Annotated in this window: 11 protein-coding genes; 2 read left to right on the top strand and 9 right to left on the bottom strand. The window is 51.7% G+C overall.

The features are described from left to right. The first annotated feature begins 42 nt into the window (after window positions 1-42). Both P2H89_RS28115 and P2H89_RS28110 read left to right on the top strand, forming a co-directional pair. Entirely contained in the window at window positions 43-816 is a 774-nt protein-coding gene (locus P2H89_RS28115) for an ankyrin repeat domain-containing protein (RefSeq protein WP_275833438.1), read from the top strand. 51 nt (window positions 817-867) lie between these two features. Continuing rightward, complete coding sequence (locus P2H89_RS28110) at window positions 868-1,371, top strand: DUF2004 domain-containing protein (protein ID WP_275833436.1); 504 nt, start codon at window positions 868-870, stop codon at window positions 1,369-1,371. A 101-nt stretch (window positions 1,372-1,472) separates the two neighbouring features. On the opposite strand, the gene mgrA is transcribed toward P2H89_RS28110, so the two are convergent. The 9 genes from mgrA to P2H89_RS28065 form a co-directional block, all read right to left on the bottom strand. Next, window positions 1,473-2,465: an L-glyceraldehyde 3-phosphate reductase gene (gene mgrA / locus P2H89_RS28105; protein ID WP_275833434.1), complete on the bottom strand. Its 993-nt coding sequence runs from the start codon at window positions 2,463-2,465 to the stop codon at window positions 1,473-1,475. A 95-nt stretch (window positions 2,466-2,560) separates the two neighbouring features. Next, window positions 2,561-3,805 (bottom strand): TlpA disulfide reductase family protein, encoded by a 1,245-nt coding sequence (locus P2H89_RS28100; RefSeq protein WP_275833432.1) that lies wholly within the window; start codon window positions 3,803-3,805, stop codon window positions 2,561-2,563. A gap of 102 nt (window positions 3,806-3,907) precedes the next feature. Continuing rightward, the gene (locus tag P2H89_RS28095; protein WP_275833430.1) at window positions 3,908-5,350 is read right to left on the bottom strand and encodes a SusD/RagB family nutrient-binding outer membrane lipoprotein; all 1,443 of its coding nucleotides are present in this window, start codon (window positions 5,348-5,350) and stop codon (window positions 3,908-3,910) included. A gap of 11 nt (window positions 5,351-5,361) precedes the next feature. Continuing rightward, window positions 5,362-8,532 carry a SusC/RagA family TonB-linked outer membrane protein gene (locus P2H89_RS28090; protein WP_275833428.1) on the bottom strand — a complete coding sequence of 1,057 codons (3,171 nt, stop codon included), beginning with the start codon at window positions 8,530-8,532 and terminating at the stop codon, window positions 5,362-5,364. A 374-nt stretch (window positions 8,533-8,906) separates the two neighbouring features. After that, the gene (locus P2H89_RS28085) at window positions 8,907-10,454 is read right to left on the bottom strand and encodes a sulfatase-like hydrolase/transferase (RefSeq protein ID WP_275833426.1); all 1,548 of its coding nucleotides are present in this window, start codon (window positions 10,452-10,454) and stop codon (window positions 8,907-8,909) included. Window positions 10,455-10,458: 4 nt separating this feature from the next. Next, window positions 10,459-11,526, bottom strand: a complete 1,068-nt coding sequence (locus P2H89_RS28080; RefSeq protein ID WP_275833424.1) for a sterol desaturase family protein — start codon at window positions 11,524-11,526, stop codon at window positions 10,459-10,461. Between the two features lie 19 nt (window positions 11,527-11,545). After that, window positions 11,546-11,671: a hypothetical protein gene (locus P2H89_RS28075; RefSeq protein WP_275833422.1), complete on the bottom strand. Its 126-nt coding sequence runs from the start codon at window positions 11,669-11,671 to the stop codon at window positions 11,546-11,548. A gap of 4 nt (window positions 11,672-11,675) precedes the next feature. After that, the gene (locus P2H89_RS28070) at window positions 11,676-14,027 is read right to left on the bottom strand and encodes an arylsulfatase (protein ID WP_275833420.1); all 2,352 of its coding nucleotides are present in this window, start codon (window positions 14,025-14,027) and stop codon (window positions 11,676-11,678) included. Between the two features lie 45 nt (window positions 14,028-14,072). Continuing rightward, window positions 14,073-15,566, bottom strand: a complete 1,494-nt coding sequence (locus P2H89_RS28065) for a SusD/RagB family nutrient-binding outer membrane lipoprotein (RefSeq protein ID WP_275833418.1) — start codon at window positions 15,564-15,566, stop codon at window positions 14,073-14,075. Window positions 15,567-15,569: the final 3 nt, after the last annotated feature.

Here is a 15,569-nt window from a genome sequence, read left to right as displayed (position 1 = left end):
ACCGAAGATGACCGTTATTCATCCTATTACCAAACCACAACTATGGCAAAAAATTTGACCCTGGAGCGTGCTCAGCAGGCTTTGTTATCGCATCAATTTGAAGAAGCCCATTCCTTATTCAATAAACTGATCGAAAAGCACCCTACTGATCCGCAACTTTATTCGTGGAGAGCCCAGGCCCTTATTCAACTGAACCTGCATAGCGCAGCAGAATCGGATATCGATAAAGCGCTCAGCCTTGAGAAAGATGTTACGAAAAGAAAGGAAATCGCCGACTTTCTAAAAAGCCTGCAGGATGAAATTGCCTATATGGGCGCCGAGCCCCTGAAACCATATTGCACTTCTTTATATAAAGCTGCCGTAGCTGGCGACTTACAGCAGGTAAAGACCCTGATTGAAAAAGGGGCAGATAAAGAACAAGGGCAAAACGCGCGAAACTCAAATTGCAGCCCGCTCATGATTGCTGCAGAAATGGGACACCTGGAGATCGTTGAGTGGTTGTTGGATGCCGGTGCAGACATTGAATCGAAGGTGGATACGAATTTGTGGGACGGTCCGCGGTTTTGGACTCCGCTGATGAAGGCTTCCCATAAGAAACACCGGGCTATTGTTGAGTTACTGGTGAGCAGAGGCGCAGACGTTCACTTTGTAGATAATGTAGGCTGGGGCACGGTGCGCGCTGCGTTGGTAGACCCCGGTACGAAAGACTGGGAGGCCGCAGAAGACCTGGCCCGCTGGCTCATGAACAAAGGCGCGCCCATAACGGAACATGCGCAGAAGATTTTGGGTAAGATCGAGGGGTATAGGAAGAAATAGGCTTTTTTTTATCATAGTTGTATCTTGGGGCACGTTTAAACACTCTCAACTATGAGCGAATACCAAATCCTTTATTTTGGCACTGTCAATGCCCTTAATACCAACGACCGGTATGATGCCAGTACGAACATCGACGGCTACCCCGTTTCACTAGACCTCCATTTTGATGAAAGACAATTAGCAGCCGGCCTCGACACTACCATCAATCAGTTCCTGGAAAAGATCGCTGCGTTTCATGAAGCGCATAGAGCCGTTTTGCGCGATGACTATGATGCCGATGGCGAAGCCCTGGACTATATCCGCTTCTTTCTGGACGAACTGGGTCCGCGTGACTTGCGCAGGATGCTCGGCGACCAATTCGACAACCTATCGGCCCCTATCCAATTGCTGGGCAAACTGCAACCGGTAAGGATTGGCATATACCCCGATGCCGAAGGCGGCTTTTTGGCCATTTTCGACTACTCGCTGGCCATCAACGGCCGGCCCAGCCAACAGGTGCTGGCGATTGAAACTGATGAACAGGGTGAGGTGTTGAATATCGTGTGGGAGAGTTGAGTAGCCCGAAGCAAGCATCCTTCAATACTATTAATATAAAAGCGGTGACCGCATTGTCTGTTACAGACGGCGATCACCGCTTTTAAATTATATACACGGACCTACTTCAATATCTTCTCTATTCGCTCCAGCTCATCGCTGGTAAATGGCTTGCTTTTGATGCACTGCAATGAATCGGCCAACTGTGCCGGGCTGCTGGCCCCGATCAACACAGATGTTACCCGATCATCTTTCAACAACCAGGCCAGCGCCATTTGCGCCAGTGACTGATTGCGCTGCACCGCTATTTCATTCAGCTGCTGTATCTGACCAACGCGCTGCGGCGTTACTTCTTCTTCCTTGAGGAAGCCATGCGCCTTGGCTGCGCGAGAATCGGCTGGTATGCCCTTGAGGTATTTATTGGTGAGCAGCCCCTGTGCCAATGGCGAGAAGGGTATACAACCCACTCCTTCTTCTCCCAGCACATCGAGCAACCCCTCCTCTACCCAACGAACAAACATGGAATACTTAGGCTGGTGTATCAGACAAGGCGTTCCCATTTCGCGCAACAGAGTAATTGCTTTACGCGCCTCGTCGGCCGGGTAATTAGAGATGCCCACATACAGGGCTTTGCCCTGCCGCACGATAAGATCGAGTGCGCCCATGGTTTCTTCGAGCGGTGTATTGGGATCGGGCCGGTGATGGTAAAAGATATCTACATAATCGAGCCCCATGCGCTTAAGACTTTGATCGAGACTGGCCACCAGGTATTTTTTGGAGCCCCAGTCTCCATAAGGACCGGCCCACATGGTATACCCGGCTTTGGATGAAATGATCAGTTCATCTCGGTAGCCGGCGAAGTCTTCTTTGAGGATCTTACCAAAGTTCTCTTCGGCTGATCCGGGAGGTGGTCCGTAGTTGTTGGCCAGGTCGAAATGGGTGATCCCATTATCGAATGCGAGGCGCAGGATGGCCCTTGAATTTTCGAGCACATCCACGTGCCCGAAATTGTGCCAGAGCCCGAGTGATATGGCAGGCAATTGAATGCCGCTTTTTCCGCAGCGGCGGTATTGCATTTGTTCGTAACGATTAACGGCTGGTTGATAAGTACTCATAGAGTACCAAAATAAGAAGAAAATGGCAAAGAAAAACCCTTTTGTCAATGCCCGTGAGCGGATGACAAAAGGGTTGTATAGATGGATTGAGTGCGTTACTCTTCTGTGAGCAATTCATTGATGAGCCCTTCAAACTCCTTCTTGAACTCTTCATGGTGTTGCCCGGTTGCCGGCCCATCATAACCGGTATGTATTTTCCTTACGTTACCTTTCTTATCAATAAAAATGGTAGTAGGGAATCCCTGCAGGGGCTCTATCTGCGGCAGTGTTTTCTCCGTACGCTTTGGATCGGATACCGCTGCTGTAGTAACCAGGAAGGGATAGTTTACGCCCAGTCGCTTTTGGAAGGTAGCCAGTGCTGTTTTAGACTTCTCGAAATCGGTGGAACGTTCGTATGCCAGTCCGACCACTTCTACGCCTCTTTGCTTGTTCTTCTTGTAATAGTCGACCAGGAATTTTGTTTCGTCCATACAATTGGGGCACCAGGAACCCAGTATCTGGATCACGACCACTTTGTTCTTAAACCGATCATCGGCTATGCCTATTTGCTCGCCCGTGGTGGCAGGGAAGCGGAAATTGAGCTTGTTTTCGCCGGCGCGCAACTTTACTGCAGAGAACCCATCAGGCAGTTTTGCATTGGCATCTTTGTTGGCCACCCAGGCTTCTTTGCCGGCTCCGCCTGCATAGAAGGTTGCCTGCGTTATGGTGCTGTCGTTATCGAGCTTTGCCTTGAACAGGTACACGTGGCTGCCATCGAATGCCGACAGGCGCAGGGTATCTTTCTCAATGCCCCCTTCCAGATAACGATAGTCGCCGGTTGGCGTGAGGAAGGTGCCGGTCACTTTTCCATTGACGCCCTGCTGAAACTCACCCACTGCCTTGGAGGCGTCTTTGCCTTCGCCGAAGGTTACATCCCAACGGCCGGCTACCTTGTATTTGGTTTTGGGCGATATGGGATAGCGCTCCTTGTTGCCGGGCAGGGCAAAGAAGGGTATCTCAAAACGACGTTCTCCGCTTATCTTGATGTACTTGCCTTCGAGGCTGCCATTGCTCTTGATGACCGTTGCAAAATGCGCATCGAAGAACGGCATGCTGATCCACAGGGAATCGCCCTGCTGGCGAATATCATCGACCAGCAAGCGCTCGGAGGCATTCAGCACATACAGTACTTTCTTGCCGTTAACAGGCTTTACTTCGAAATTGAACACGATCTGCTCCCCATCGGGCCGCTGTATGACCCCTTTCCAGGTGCCGGGCTTCAGTTCTGCATTCTTTACCGGAGCCGCTTGTGTAGCACCTGCGAATGCGATGAGGCTTGCTATCAGTAATAACTTCTTCATACTTCTTTTGGTAAGTCGTTTATCTATTGCATAAGACGCCATTAAGGCGTCTTAGCATTATCGAATCTTCGAATTTATTCTTTTTTCCTGTGCGGCGCTAGTCTAATACCTATCGTACCACAATTTGGTTACCAGATTATCTGTTCCCTGGTTATCGATGGCTTTTTTGTAATTGTCACCATTGAGCGCCTGCTCGGAACCAGGATAAATGAACCGTACTGGTATCTTTCCATCGAGCGTACCGGCCGCCCCTGCTGTGAGCTGGGGATAGTCGAGCCTTCTCCACTCAGCAAACGCTTCAAGACCCTGACCGAAGAGCGCGATCCACTTTTGCTCACCGATCGACTTCTTAAAGTTGCCGGCATCGAACGCGACTGTTGCCTGTGCCGTATAGTTGCCGATCACCGTGGCATCGGTAATGCCATACTGGTTGAAAGACGCTTTGATGGCCTGCTTGTAAAGATCTTCGGCGTTCTCTGTTGTGAACTGCCTCGCCGCCGCTTCGGCCCGGGAAAACAATACTTCTGCATAACTCTGGATCACCGCTGGTGCTGTGGCCGCATAAAAGTAAGATCCGGGCTTAGACGTTTTGGCGAACCCCAGGTTATTGGCATCGCTGTTGGTGAGGCCGCTGGGTACGCCGACGTAGTTAGTAACAGTTTGATCGGTTGGTTTGTTGGCGAAGATGGGAAGACGGGGATCATTGAGCGCATAGAGTTTGTCGACCAGGGTTTTACCTATTCTAAAATCATCTCTTGTATCGAACCACGCGCCAACGGGGTTTTGCTGAGGCGGTGTCGTGTACGCAAAGCGGGCAGCTTCGTCTACAGTAGCGATGAGTCCACCCGCATTATTTAACACTTCATTGATAACCTCTTTGGCTTTTTCGGATTCGCGGTCGGCGATGCGCAGGGCAATCCGGAGGCGCAAGGCGTTGGCAAACTTCTTCCAACGGTCAATTTTACCACCGTATATGATATCACCGGCTATGGTTCCGGCAGTGGCATTCAGGTTGTTGCCGGCAGCCTTCAACTCATCGAGTAAGCCAAAATAGACATCTTTCTGGGTATTGTATTCCGGCGTAAAATAGGTGCTGAGGTTACCTGCCTGCTGGTAAGGAATGTTACCATACGCATCGGCGAGCAGGCTAAATACCCAGGACCGCAGGATGGTGGCCACGGCCTTGTAATTGGCGTTGGCTTTTCCATCGGGCAGCTTTATGATGGCATTGAGGTTGGTGATGCTGGTAGCATACCCTGTATTCCACAGCGACGTAAAGCTGCTATTAGTGAAGATATACCTGTCGGGCTCGGTATACTGTATTTTGGCCCAGTGCTGTATGATGAGCAGGGTGCTGTTGAAATTGTTATCGGCTCCCCAATATACATCAGCCGTTAATTTCTGTGCGGCGGTGAGCAGGTAATCCGGCTGCGGATTCTCGGCCGCATTGGGATTCTTATTGATCTCCGTAAGGTCCTTTTTGCAGGAGGCAGCCACGCTGAGGGTGAATGCTGCGAGCAGGAGCCTGTATATATGCTTTGTCATGATCGTTCTGTTTAGAATTTTACGTTGATGTTGAAGCCATAGCTGCGCGTGGTGGGCAGGGTAAGGTCTTCCAAACCTTGTGCATTGCCGCTGGTGAAGGCCGTTTCCGGATCGATATTGGGCACATCCTTATGGATGATCCAAAGGTTGCGGCCTACGAGGCTGATGGTGGCGCCGGTGAGTCCGATCTTTTTGATCCAGTTGCGGGGGATATTGTAACCGAACTTCAGCTCGCGGAACTTCACATACGATGCGCTGTACACATATTCCTCTTCGATGTTGCGGGATGCTTTGTAATACTGTGAGGCTGGAATGATGGTTGTGTTGGCAGCACCGGCCTGGGTAACTCCTTTATAGATCATACCATCTTCATACACTGCTTCTCCGTTGGGTGCGGCGCCACCTTTGGGCAGGGCCACTGTTCCTTTGGACTTATCATTATTGGGATAGTAGTAGTTCAAGCCTCCATGATCGGCATCGCGGCCGGGCAGGGTGAGCGCGAGCACGCCGGTATAGCTACCTGTTGAGTTGGTGCCTGCAAAGAGCGATCCGCCAATGCTGGCATCGATGAGGAAGGAAAGATTGAACTGCTTATAGGTAAAGCTGTTGGTAATGCCTCCGATCCAATCGGGGGTGTATTTACCCAACACTTTCTTGGTAGGGCTGGCCAGTGGGATGCCGCTGTTGTTTACAACAATATTACCATTTGCATCGCGCAGGTAAGCATTACCAAACAGGGTGCCGTAGGCCTTACCCACGGTAGCCAGCACCTGCAGGTTGCGGTAAGTTCCGAGCACATAGTTCTTCAGGGTTTGCGCTTCATCGAGGTACTCGAGCTTGCTGCGGTTGGCTGCATAGTTGAGGTCGATATCCCAGCGGAAGTCTTTCAACTTAACCGGGGTGATGCCTAATTGCAGTTCAATCCCCTTGTTATTGATCTTACCGGCATTGAGCAGTTTTTGGGTATAACCGGTGGTAGAGCTTACATCTACGCGGAGGATCTGATCGACGCTGTTGGTATTGTACAAACTCGCATCGATGCGAACGCGGTTATTGAACAAAGCCGCCTCTATGCCAATTTCAGTTGAATTGGTGCTTTCGGATTTGAGGTTGGGATTGAGGTCAACGCCGCTGGTCGTTAACTGCGGATTGCCATTGTAAGGTGCGTTGAAATTGTAGGTATTGATGAGCTGATAGGGATCGGCATCGGCACCTACTTCGGACCAACCACCGCGCACCTTCAGGAAGCTGAGGACATTGCTCTTGATATCAAGGGCATCTGTTAACACCACACTGGCGTTGACAGATGGGTAGAAATAAGACAGGTTTTGACTGGGCAAGGTAGATGACCGGTCATTACGGGCTGTGAGGTTAAGGAAGGCCCAGTTGCGGTAACCCAGCTGTGCTGATGCATAGGCACTGTATACCCGCAGCTTCGAATAATAATTGGAGGAGATGAGCGGATCGCGAGAATTGGTGAGCGTGTATACGCCCGCTACTGCCAGACGGGGCGCCTGCTGATCGTTCTCTTCATATGTTTTGGTGCGTACGTTGCCACCGGCCAGTACATCGAGCGTGAAGTCGCTGCCGATCTCCCTGTTATAACGCAGGGTTGCTTCGGTATTGTTCTCGTTTACGATGTAGTTGGTTTCCTGGTAAGAACCGAAGGGTGTTCCATTGGTGCCGTAGGCGATCTTCGATTTACGCTTATCATTGTAGTAATCGCTACCGGTGCGGAAGTTAAAGGAGAGTCCGTCGGTGATGTCATAGGTAAGGTTAAGATTACCGATGAAGCGATTGCGGCGCTGGCTTACGGTATTTTCATATGCCACCCAGTATGGGTTGCTGTAGTAACTATTGTTCCAGTTGAAGGTGTTGCCGTTGGCATCTTTGTAATTGCGCAGCTGGTTGATATCGACCTGGCGACCGAACCAGGTAAACTGCAGCATGGTGCTGGTTGCACGACGGCCGCCTGCGCCTGGCAGGTTGGGCGCATCGGTTACGATGTAATTGGCACCGACGCCGAGTTTCAGTTTGGGCGCTACTTCGAATGTTCCGTTGAAGGATACATTGTTTTTACCCGCTTCGCTATTGGGTACTATGCCCCATTGCTTTTCATTGTTGAATGATACGCGGTAATTGTATTTATCGCCGGCGCCATCGAGGGAGATGCTGTTGCTGAGCAACACACCAGTCTTGAAGTAATCCTTCACATTATCAGGGTGCGCTACAAAGGGAACAGGCACGCCGTTGGAATAGAATTGCGGTATGAGGCGGCCATCGAGTTTTGGACCCCAGCTTTCATCGACCCCATCGTTGATACCACCGCCTTTACCATCCACATAGCTGAACTTGCCTTCGGCACCCTGACCAAATACATTCTGATACCCGGGCAGGATGTTGACGCTGGAGAAAGTAGTATTGGAGTTGAGCGTTACCCCAATTCCATTGCGGCTTTTACCGGTCTTTGTTTTGATGAGGATAACGCCATGGGCAGCGCGTGAGCCATAGAGGGCTGCTGCGTTGGGGCCTTTCAGCACACTTATGTTCTCAATATCTTCGGAGTTGAGGTCGGCGATGGCATTGCGGTAATCGCGTGAGCCACCGGCTCCCAGTTGCGAGTTATCGACCGGAACGCCATCTACGATAAAGAGTGGCTGGTTGTTGTTGGCAATAGAAGTTTCTCCACGGATCACTATACGGGATGATCCCATATCGCCCTGTGTATTGGTGACGCGGACACCGGCTATTTTACCGGCCAGTGCGTTGACCACGTTGGCTTCTTTAGCTTCGGAGATATCTTTTGCTTTCAACTCCTGGGTTGCGTAACCCAATGATTTCTTTTGCTTGGATATACCGAGTGCCGTTACCACGACTGCATCGAGCGAATTGTCCGTGGCTGACAGCCATACGGTAATGCTTTCGCGCAAGGTATCGGCTTTGGCCTGTTGTGTGGCATAACCGATGTAAGAAAAGGTGAGCAGTGTATTGGTTGATACTGCGATGGAGAAGTTTCCACCAGCGTCGGTGCTGGCAGCAACTCCCGATGCCTGTACGGTGACCCCGTTGAGCGGCTGGTTGCCACTTTTATCGAGTACCGTGCCCCGGATGATGCGCGTTTGCGCTGTGAGGGCAACAGGCAATGCAATAATGATAGCCCAGAGGGCAATGATCCTCTTCATTGTATTGTATGATTGAGTGTAAATGTGTAAGATGTTGGCAAAAGGAGGCCTGACCGGCTTTGTTTTCGCAGCGGGGCGCCTTTATGGCCATGTGGGTACTGTGCTGTTCTTAGCAGCACTTTACCTTTTCGTATGTCAGCTGATTAGCAACAGCAACAACAACGAGCAATACTGTAAGACGGGATGTTCGAATGAAAGGAGTGTTTCAGTCGTGCAGTCAGTAAAGTCATCAACGCAGGCATCTGTCTCATGGTATACACTTTTTAACCTTTGGCTGGTAAGCAGATCGTGATATGCACACAAAGATATGGGCGTAAAATATTACGCCCAAAATTAATTCCTACCATTTTAGTAGGGTTGTAAAAGTCAACCGGTTAGATAGGAAAATAATATCCGGCATCGGCGAGTTCGCCTATTACTTCACTGCGCAATGATGGCCAGCGCGGCTTTGCGAGCTGCTTTTCCCATTGTTTTAGGGCTGTTTGCAATTCCTTTATTTTAGCGGGGTTAGCGGCTGACTGATCGTGTTGTTCGCCCGGATCACTAGCGAGATCGTACAACAATACTTTGTTGTTGCGCTCATTGATGTAGAGCTTCCAATCGCCTTTGCGTACCGCTTTCGAATAACCATTGCGCCAATACAGCGTTTCGTGCGGACGTGCTGTGTTGGCCTTATTGACATAGGGCACGAGGTCAACGCCATCATAGATGCGATCGGCAGGCAAAGACACTCCCGCTGCCTGTACTGCCGTAGCGAATATATCGAGGTTGCTGACCGGGTAATCGTAGGTTGCGCCCGCTTTGATCTTTGCCGGATACTTTGCCAACAGCGGCACTCTTATGCCTCCTTCGAAATGACTGAGCTTTCCGCCTTTGAGCGGTGCATTGCTCATTTGATTGGTGTAAGAGGCGCCACCGTTGTCGCTACCAAAGAAGATGATCGTATTTTCTTCGAGACCTTCCTGCTTCAGCTTATTAACAATACGTCCTACTGCTTCATCGAGTGATGCGATCATGGCTAGGTAGATGCGTTCGGTAGTATCGGTGGTGCTAGTGATCTTATCGAAGTCGGCCTTCTTTGCCTGGAATGGATCGTGCGGCGCATTGAAGGGCACATACAGGAAGAAGGGGTCCTGCTTGTGCTGATCGATAAAGCCGACGGCTTCCTCCCCTATCCGATCGGTGATGTAGGCTGTTTCTTCCACGATCTGCCCATTGCGGGTAATTTGAATGGAACCTTCGCGGCGGGTGAGCTTTGACTGCGCTGTGTGAAAGTGATATGACTTTGTGAGGATATTGGGATCCTGCACGCTGGCATAGATAGTACCCCAGGTGAGGGTGCCGTAGTAATAATCGAATCCACGCTTCCAGGGCTGCAGCCCATCGGCTTCGCCTACATGCCATTTACCGATGGCGCCGGTTGCATAACCTGCCTGCTTGAACAACTGGCCAATGAGCAGCTCCGATTCGGGGATGCCTTTGCGCAGCGCTTTGTAGCCAGCAGTATCTACCTTTTCTGCCACCGCTTTGCGGGCTACGGCATCGACCCTAATCTTCTCTATCAGTTCGGGATCGGTTACTGCGACCGACTGTAATTCGGGCACCAGGAATTCGGCTCCGAATCGCTGCTGGTAACGGCCAGTGAGCAAGCCCACCCTGGAGGGCGAGCAGATAGGCGCCGTGGCATAGGCCTGTGTGAACTTTACTCCTCCATTACCGATCGCATCGATATTGGGGGTTTGCACTTTTTTGTTGCCATAGGTTGATAACTGGTTCCACCCAAGGTCATCGGCATAGATGATGATAACGTTGGGGCGTGTTTTGGTCGCTTTTGCGGGCTGCGTTTGCTGTGCCTGCCCCATAAGGGCCGGCACGATGCAAAGCAGCGACATGGACAGCTTATGAAAAGAGTACTTGCTCATAGTTTTATGCGGTGGTTGTTTGTGGTATAATATCGTGGGTGGTTGCTTCGGGCAGGTCGCCCACTTCGGGGCCATTGGCTGCGAGTTCGCTTCCTTCTTTCTTCGATTTGAATACCGGCCACAGGAACTGGGCATACCATTCTTCGTGCTGATAATGCTTGATCCCGTACGACGCCGGATACTTGCGCGTGATGATGCCGGTGCCAAAGAAGATATCCCACAGGAAGAACATATTGCCGAAGTTGCCTTTGTAGTGCCCTACCCCATCGCCCGATGTATCCGCATGGTGCGCATGATGCGTTGCCGGTGTGGAGATGAGGCGTTCCATGACCCAGCCGATGGGCTTAAGCCATTTGACGGTATAAAATGGCTTATCCCATTTTATGCTGGAGTGTGCTCCGGTGGTGATGAGCGATTTGATGGCGGTTACAAATAATGCCGGATAGCCGAGCCCCAGATAGGTTAAGGTTGTGGTGAGGTATATCTGAGAAAAGAAGATGGTGTAGATGATGTTTTGCCGGCTGGCCATGGCCATGCCCATATAAGGCGCCGAGTGGTGTGTGCGATGGAATCGCCAGAGCCAGGATACCTGGTGGTGCAGACGATGGTACCAGTATTGCGTGAGATCGTCGGCCACGGCGATGATGAGAAATCCCCACCAGAAGGGTATCCACTCAAAGACTCCCTTTGCGCCGGGCAGCAATACCGGCAGGAACTTTAAGCCAAAGTAAGCGATGACAGGCCGCACGACGATCTTGGGCACGATGAAGCAAACGATATCGAGTATGCGTTCGTTCTTCGTCCACTTGTTCTCGTACAGGCCGATAAAAAACTCCGCCAACCCTACTACCACCATTATGGTGGGGAGGCCCCAGGTGTTCAGGTTCTTAAATACCTTTTCAAGGATAGCGGGCATACGAAATGGCAGTTCGCCTGTGGCTACCCCCTGCCAGGGTTTGCTATCGGTTATTGCCAGCCAGGCGAACATAAGCACCACAGGGGTGATGTAAATGAACAGGCTAATGATGCCATCGCGCCTGATGTTTGCAGCTGTGTTTTTTTCGTTGCTCATAACTTATGTGTTTAACGATTTACAATCTGTTGACGATTTGCCAGGCGAGCCAGATACCACCGGCGATGAGGGCCAGCGGTATCAGCACGAGGATGACGCCTACGGTTATTTTGCGGATGAGGAGATATACATCTGACAGTGTCAAGGTGTTAGAATTTAATTCTGTGATCGACTATGATGCGGTGCAGGATGCCGGTGAATACGAATGGTGATTGGTATTGTGGCGATACCGGTGAAGCGTTGTCGCGCCCCACATCCACTCCTTCATCATAAGGAAGTATGGTAGCATCGGCCTTGGTGATCTTGCGCTCTGCCACCTTCACATCATTGATATACAGCGCTTCTGTGCCCGCAGGATCGGTGAGGTCTTTTGCCGGCACATAATCAAGATCGTAGCGCAGGATGGCTTTGCCGGTGGGCAGTGGCTGGGTTGACTCGAGGTACACCAGCTTCCCATTGTTGTTGTGCGCGACTTTGAGTTTACCCTGCTGTACATAAAACGTGAGGCCCGTAAAGCGACCGCCCGCGGCCAGCAATACGCCTTCGTTTGAAGCGCTTGTTATTTCCACTTCTGCCTTTAGCGTAAATGAATGCTGGTAGAAGGATGGCGCGGCCCTTGACGGAAGTTGTGTAACGCCGGGATACAGGATTGCCTGAATGCGGGTATCGAAAGGCCCTTTGGTTAAGGTGGCGAAATTGCGGGCACTGGTATCGCCCAACAGCGGATAGAGATTGTATTTAATGGCTTCTTCTTCGAAGAGCGCCTGCAGTTGCTGCAGCTTGGCCGGCTGTGATGCGGCCAGATCGCGCTGCTCATTGAAGTCTTCGTTGAGGTTGTACAGCTCCCATTTGTCGAGGGCGAATGATTTGCCCGACTGGTGGTATACCTGTGCTTTCCATCCATCCTGGTAAATGGCGCGGGCGCCGGATATTTCGTAGTACTGTACATGGTGCCTGCCGGGCGCTGCCGGGTTGGCGATGGTATAAGCCAGACTAGTGCCTTCGAGGCTATCCTGCTGATAGCCATTGATCACTTTGGGCACAGTGAGCCCGGCGATATCCAGCACCGTAGGCGTTACACTGTTTACATGCGAATACTGTGTACGGATGCCGCGCTCTTTGATGCCTTTGGGGTAAAAGATGATGAGCGGATTGCGGGTGCCGCCTTCGCTGTTGGCATCCTGCTTGAGGTAGCGGAATGGCGTGTTGGCTGCCTGGGCCCATCCGGCCGGATAGTTGGGTCCGGACTTGGCACTACCTATTTCGTCGTAGCGCTTAGCGATCTCTGCGATGCGGTCTTCATACTTTTCCGTGTGCACGCTGCCGTCGATGTATTCATTGATGCCGATGGCATGGCCGGTGAGTCCGCCCTCTTTGCTGGCGCCGTTGTCACCAATGATCAATACGATGAGTGTATTGTCGAGTTGTTTGATCTCTTTCAGGTAATTCACCAGGCGACCTACTTCGTAATCGGTATGGGTGAGAAAACCTGCGTAAGCTTCGAAGAATCGGGCGAACACTTTCTTCTCTATTGCAGAGAGCGAATCCCATGGCTTTACACCGGGGTTGCGTACCGGCAGGGTTACGTTCTTCGGCACAATGCCTAATTCCTTTTGCCGGGCGAGTACCGCTTCGCGGTATTTATCCCATCCTGCATCAAAACGGCCTTTGTACTTGTCGATCCACTGCCTGTCGACCTGGTGCGGACCATGGGTTGCGCCGGGCGTGAGGTAAAGAAAGAAAGGTTTGTTGGGGGCCGCAGATTTTTGTCCGGCTATATACTCAATCGCCTTATCAACGAGCGCGGTGGTAAGGTGTTTGCCTTTAAGATCGGGCTCTATCTTCTGCGTGTTCTCCCAAAGCATGGGTGTGTACTGATCGGTTTCGCCGGCCATGAAGCCATAGAAATGATCGAATCCACGGCCGGTGGGCCACCTGTTGAAGGGGCCTGCCGGTGTGAGGTCGGGTGTAGGGGTGACATGCCATTTACCCACAGCAAATGTGTTGTACCCATTTTCGCGCAGTATCTCTGCGGCTGTTCCTTTCTCGAAGGGGATGTATCCGTTGTGACCGGGCACATCAACGGCCGCATCGATGACCGTATTCACATTGACCGAATGGTGATTGCGGCCGGTGAGCAGGGAGGCACGTGTGGGCGAGCAGATGGCGGTAGTGTGAAAATTGGTGTAGCGCAGTCCGTTGTTGGCGAGACTATCGAAGGTGGGTGTTTCCACCAATCCGCCGAAGGCGCTGCTGGCTCCGAACCCTACATCATCGAGCAATACATATACAATATTCGGTGCCCCGGCTGGTGCTACGGGGTTAAATACGGTATTACCTATTTTGGTTTCGGCGATCGTTTTGCCCACTTTTCCTTTGAAAGGAGGCACAGGACTGTGCTGCGAAATAGCTGGTAGTGCGGTAGCAGTTACCACCGACAGCAGCACCGCGAGTTTCCTCGCGGGCCGCTGCAGGTGTTGGCTGTTTATTATATGCTGCATGAATTGTTGCGTTGATGGTGTTTGAGATGATTGAGAGTTTTGCGGCTATTGATCCCACCAGAGTTTAGGCTGCTGATAGGTGGAGTTGGCCGGCGTGTTCTTATTCAGCGACTGCTCTCTTTGCGGGTACGGGATACGGCGGGGTATCTGGCCGGCCGGGTTGGCGCTGTGTGTGGCATTGGCCGCCAATGGTATGGCGGGATATCCGGTACGCCGGTAATCGCTCCATACTTCGGGCTGCAGAAAGAGGGCGATGTACTTTTGCGTGATGATGGTTTCCAGGTCTTTCGTGGCATTGCCGGTAAGTGTTGCCTTGGCCGTTATGTACTCCGCTTGTTTTTGCGGTGTTGCATAGGCATCGCCTGTTCCGCTGATCACTTTAGCGAACGATGCTTTCACCGCTGCCTCGAGTGCTGTTTGCGCCAATGGATCGGCGGGATTGAGGATGCTCCTTGCTTCTGCCTCGAGGAACTTAGCTTCGGAATAGCTGATGAGGATAACCGGTGCCGTGGCAGCTCCGTAGTAGCTTCCGATGCGCGAGAAGGCGCCGGGCACACCGGGTGCACTGCCCCGGTAGGTAGTGCCGCTGGAGGGCGTTGCAAAATAGGCCCTGCGCGGATCTACGTTTTGACCTTCGGGTGTGGTGGGTGCATCGGTGACCTTATTGCCGTTGAGCAGGTTGACGAAGGAAGCGCCCAACCCGATCCAGCCCGGACGGTAGGTGTTTTGCTGATAATAGGGGTTGGCGTTGGTGGCGGATGATCCGAATACCACCTGAGCATCGGCGGCATTGCTGGGTACGCCGCGATACACGCCTGCATTGTACAAAGCAGCCAATACCTGCTTTGCGGCTTCCTGCGGATTGGCCTTGCTGAGGTGGATGGCGTAACGTGCTTTCAACGTGTAGGCCGTGGCGAGCCAGTTGGCGATATTGCCTTTGAAGATAACATCATCTGTAAAAGGCGTTGCGCCGAGGTTGGCGCTCACCGGCTTTGATAGTTCGGTGATGGCGGTATCGAGCTGCGCCTGGAGGTCTTTATAGATATCGGCCTGCCCATCGTATTTGGGATTGGTAACGCTGTTGCCATTGAGCGCTTCTTTGTAAGGTATGTCTCCAAACAAATCGGTAAGCGTGCCATAACTGTACGCTGTGAGCACCCGTGCAATGCCACTATAGTAGGGCAATTGCTGCGCCGTGGCAGTACGCTGTACGATCTGCAATTCATCGAGCACGTTGGTATAGAAGTTGGCCCACGATGAGTTGAAATATCCGGGCGAGGTGGTATAGTTGTCAAATGACGCCGCATCGCCGTTGGCGCCGGCCACCTGTTGTATATAGATGTTGGCTACCAGGCCGGCATCTACGCCCAGCGAAAATCCGAGCACCACTTCGGCTCCGGTTAGTACCGCACTGACCGATACTTCGGAGGATGCGTTGGGGTTGTTGTTGGTATCTGTGAGATCGCAGCCTGCCAGCGTGATCACGGATGCTGCCAGAACGCTACGTTTCAATATATTGGTAATACTACTCTTTTTCATGTT

The organism is Paraflavitalea sp. CAU 1676, assembly GCF_029223285.1.
In the GTDB taxonomy this organism is placed as follows: domain Bacteria; phylum Bacteroidota; class Bacteroidia; order Chitinophagales; family Chitinophagaceae; genus Paraflavitalea.
This window is presented reverse-complemented; position numbering and strand designations above follow the sequence as displayed.